The organism is Candidatus Krumholzibacteriia bacterium (genome assembly GCA_035268685.1).
Classification (GTDB): domain Bacteria; phylum Krumholzibacteriota; class Krumholzibacteriia; order JAJRXK01; family JAJRXK01; genus JAJRXK01.
In genome coordinates this window covers 1-4397 of sequence record DATFKK010000140.1, presented here as the reverse complement: position 1 = coordinate 4397, position 4397 = coordinate 1, and the positions used below count along the sequence as shown (strand labels likewise).

Below are 4397 nucleotides of genomic sequence, written 5' to 3'. Positions count from 1 at the left end.
TCGGTTTCGACCTGGCCGCCCTGTGTTTCGAGGGCCCGATGGAGGAGCTCACCGAGACCCGCAACGCCCAGCCGGCGATCCTGCTCCACAGCCTGGCCGTCGCCACCGTCATCCGGGAGCGGCTCGGCTTCGTTCCGGACTTCGTGGCGGGGCACAGCCTGGGGGAGTTCAGCGCCGCGGCCGCGGTCGGCAGTCTCGGCGCCGACGACGCGCTGCGGGTCGTCCGGCGGCGTGGCGAGCTCATGTGGGACGCCGGCCAGAAGGTGCCCGGCACCATGGCGGCGGTCATGGGCCTCGATCCCGCGGCGATCACGGAGGTCCTCGCGACGATCGAGGACGGCCGCGTGGTCGTGGCGAACCTCAACAGCGAGAAGCAGTCGGTGATCTCGGGTGACGTGGCGGCGGTCGAGGCGGCCGTCGAACCGCTCGAGGCCGCCGGCGCCCGCCGGGTCATGCCCCTGAGCGTCAGTGGGGCCTTCCATTCGCCCCTGATGGACGTCGTCCGGGAGGACTTCGCGGAGTTCCTCGCCGGCGTTCGCTTCGCCGACCCCGGGGCGCCGGTGGTGGCCAACGTGACCGCTCGTCCCTGCAACAGTGGAGACGAGCTGAGGAAGGGCTTCGTCGACCAGCTGGTCTCGCCCGTGCGCTGGCACGATTCGGTGGCGTGGATGGTCGGGCAGGGGGTGACCACCTTCGTCGAGGTCGGGCCGGGCAACGTGCTCACCACGCTCGGTGCGCGCAGCTTCCGAAATGCCGAATTCGTGGCCACTTCCGACGCCGAAGGCACCGAGAAAGTGCTTGCCTCGCTCCGGGAGCGGGGGTAAACATCCGGCCCGTCTCCCGCCGGGAGGCAGTGCGTCGGGTCGTGTCAGGAAGGGGAGAGTGCCTTGACAGAGGGTGAGCAGCGCCGCACCGTGGTCGTCACGGGAGCCAGCCAGGGCATCGGCCGCGCCATCGCGCGCCGGCTGGCGGGGTCGGGGTTCGACCTGGCCCTGTTCGCGCGCCGCGAATCCGCCCTCCGCGAGGCCGCCGACGAGCTCGGCCCCACGGGTGCGACGGTCAGCATCCACGTGGTGGACGTGTCCGACGGACCGTCGGTGAACGCGGCCATCGATGCAGCCAGGGAGCAGCACGGATCCATCTACGCCCTGGTCAACAACGCCGGGATCACCCGCGACGGCCTGCTCATCCGCATGAAGCCGGAGCAGTGGCGCGAGGTCTTGGCCACGAATCTAGACGGGGCCTATCATTGCCTGCGTGCGACGGCACCCCTGTTGGTGCGCCAGCGCGCGGGACGCATCGTCAACATCACCTCGGTCGTGGGCCAGATGGGCAACGCCGGCCAGGTGAACTACTCGGCGAGCAAGGCGGGACTGATCGGGATGACCCGATCGGCCGCACGCGAGCTCGCGGGTCGCGGGGTCACCGTGAACGCGGTCGCCCCGGGATTCATCGAGACCGAGATGACGGCGGATCTGCCCGAGAGCGCGGTGGAAACGCTGAAGTCGCAGATTCCCTTGCAACGATTCGGGAGCGGAGACGACGTGGCCGCAGTGGTCGCGTTCCTGCTCTCGGACGAGGCCTCTTACGTCACCGGTCAGGTGATCAACTGCGACGGGGGCATGGTGATGGCCTGACGCCCATTCCGGGGTGTCGGGGCCGTGTTCTGTCAGCACGTCAACGGAGGAGCCGACGTGTCGGATATCAAGGCCGAGGTGTACAAGATCATCGAGGACAAGCTCGGTGTGAACTCGGAGCAGATCAAGGACGAGTCGTCGTTCATCGACGATCTCGGTGCGGACTCGCTCGACCAGGTCGAGCTGGTGATGGACTTCGAAGACAAGTTCGAGGTCGACATCCCCGACGAGGACGCCGAGAAGCTCCGGACGGTCGGCGAGGCGCTCAAGTACCTCGACGCCCGTCTCCAGGAGAAGAGCTGAGCGTAGACCTTCCCGCGACGTGACCGGGTTGGTCCCGGTCTCCGCGTAAGCCCTGGGGGCCGACGTGCTGCAACGACGTGTGGTGATCACAGGAATGGGGGCGGTGAGCCCGGTCGGCATCGGGGTTCCCACGATGTGGGACTCTCTCGTGGCGGGTCGCTCCGGGGCCGGCACCATCACCCAGTTCGATCCGGCCGAGCACCGGACGAAGATCGCGTGCGAGGTGACGGACTTCGTGATCGAGGAGCACCTCGATCCGAAGGAAGCGAAGCGCATGGATCGCTTCACCCAGTTCGCGATGGTCGCCGCCAACGAGGCGATGGCCGACAGCGGCCTGCCCAAGGACGATCCCGACCGGATCGGCGTGATCATCGGTTCCGGGATCGGCGGCATGGTGGTCTACGAGGAACAGCACACGATCCTCATGAAGAAGGGCCCCCGGCGGGTGAGTCCCTTCTTCGTGCCGATGATGATCGGCGACATGGCCGCCGGTCTGGTGTCCATCGAGCACGGTCTCCGCGGCCCGAACTACTGCACGGTCTCGGCCTGCGCGTCCGGGGCCCACGCCATCGCCGATGCGGCGCTGTTGATCGCCAACGGCCTCGCCGACGCCATGGTCTGCGGGGGGACGGAGTCGACGATCACTCAGATGACGATCGCCGGCTTCGCGAACATGAAGGCCATGTCGACCCGCAACGACGAGCCCGAACTCGCCAGCCGGCCCTTCGACGCGCAACGCGATGGCTTCGTGATCGGCGAGGGCGCCGGCATCCTCGTGGTCGAGGACGAGGAGCGCGCCCGGGCCCGAGGGGCGAACATCGTCGCCGAGGTCGCAGGTTTCGGTCTGACGGGGGATGCACACCACATGACCGCCCCGCACCCCGAAGGTGAGGGCGCCGTCCGCGCCATGCGGGGAGCGTTGGACATGGCCGAACTCGACCCGACGGCGATCGAATACATCAACGCCCACGGCACCTCCACGCCCTTGAACGACAAGGGGGAGGTCCAGGCGGTCAAACAGGTCTTCGGAGACCACGCGCACCGTCTGCGGATGGGGTCGACCAAGTCGATGACCGGTCACCTGCTCGGTGCAGCGGGAGGGCTGGAGACGGTCATCTCGGCCCTGGCGATCGACCGTGGCGTGATCCCGCCGACGATCAATCTCACCGATGCCGATCCGGAGTGCGATCTGGATCACGTGCCGAACGAGGCGGTCGAGGCGCGGCTCGACACGGCACTCAGCAACAGTTTCGGTTTCGGGGGGCACAACGTGGCATTGATCCTGCGCCGGTACGTCCCCTGATCCCGGCCGTCGCCCCCCCGACGGAGGACTCCATGACTTCCGCGAGCGCGTCCGAGTCCACCGCCGCCCGCAGGAGGCCGCGAGTGCTCGACCGCGTAGCCCGCTGGGTCCGGATGCGGCTGTTGGGCCGACCTGCCGAGGTCGACGCCGAGATCCCGGGCGGGGAACAGCTCGAGTCGAAACTGCGGTACCGCTTCGAAGACCCGACTCTGCTCCGCCAGGCGCTGACGCACCGTAGCCACGCCCACGTGACCGGCCACGAACGGATCGAGAGCAACGAGCGCCTGGAGTTCCTGGGCGACTCGGTTCTCGGGATGATCGTCAACGAGTTCCTCTACCACCAGTTCACCGGCAAGGAGGAGGGCGATCTCACGAAGATAAAGTCCTTGCTGGTCTGCGGCGCGACCCTGGCGAAGGTCGGAGAGAGGCTCGGGCTGGGCGAGCACCTGCTGCTGTCCCGGAGCGAGGCCGGCACGGGGGGGCGGCGTCGCGAGTCGATCCTTGCCGATGCCACCGAGGCGATCATCGGCGCGCTCTACCTCGACGGAGGCCTCGATCGTGCCCGGCACTTCGTGGCGCGCAACATCCTGGTCAATGTCGAGGCCACGCTGCAGGAGCGGGTCCATCGGAACTACAAGAGCCAGCTGCAGGAGAAGCTCCAGGCGCGCTACAAGGTTCCCCCGCGGTACAAGGTGAGCTTCACCACGGGCCCCGATCACGCGCGACGATTCACGGTGAAGGTCACGCTGAAGGGGACCGTCCTGGGCGTGGGGTCGGGCACGAGCAAGAAACAGGCGGAGCAGAGGGCAGCCGAGAGCGCGCTGGCGCGGATCGACGAGCTCCATGCGGCCGGCGAACTGCCCGAGGAGTGATCGTTCCGATTAGGTTCTGCCTCGATGATTGTTCATGGCCCCGGATTCGCAAGGATCCGGGGTCATGCGTACCAATCGACCGACGAACGGTTGGACGCCTCCCCACTGCCCCAACCGTAACTGCAAGTACCACAATCATTTCGGCGGCCCGTGGCCCTTCCATCGCCGTGGCTCCTATGTCCGCCCCGGTGACGGTCGACGTGTCCCGCGTGCGGTATGCAGGACATGTGGCCGGTGTTTCTCCGCGCAGACATTCTCCACCACCTACTGGCTCAAGCGCCC

5 protein-coding genes are annotated in these 4397 nt (G+C 67.7%); all 5 read left to right on the top strand.

Annotated features, from left to right (window positions below):
* The coding region (gene fabD, locus VKA86_13275; protein ID HKK72185.1) for an ACP S-malonyltransferase at positions 1–824 on the top strand (824 nt) is incomplete at its 5' end.
* 63 nt (positions 825–887) lie between these two features.
* A complete protein-coding gene (fabG, locus tag VKA86_13270) occupies positions 888–1637 on the top strand; it encodes a 3-oxoacyl-[acyl-carrier-protein] reductase (GenBank protein HKK72184.1) in 750 nt (249 codons plus the stop codon).
* A 57-nt stretch (positions 1638–1694) separates the two neighbouring features.
* Positions 1695–1940: an acyl carrier protein gene (locus VKA86_13265; protein HKK72183.1), complete on the top strand. Its 246-nt coding sequence runs from the start codon at positions 1695–1697 to the stop codon at positions 1938–1940.
* A gap of 64 nt (positions 1941–2004) precedes the next feature.
* On the top strand, positions 2005–3243 hold the full coding sequence (gene fabF, locus VKA86_13260; GenBank protein HKK72182.1) for a beta-ketoacyl-ACP synthase II: 1239 nt from the start codon (positions 2005–2007) through the stop codon (positions 3241–3243).
* Positions 3244–3326: 83 nt separating this feature from the next.
* The gene (rnc, locus tag VKA86_13255; GenBank protein HKK72181.1) at positions 3327–4115 is read left to right on the top strand and encodes a ribonuclease III; all 789 of its coding nucleotides are present in this window, start codon (positions 3327–3329) and stop codon (positions 4113–4115) included.
* The last annotated feature ends 282 nt before the right edge of the window (positions 4116–4397 follow it).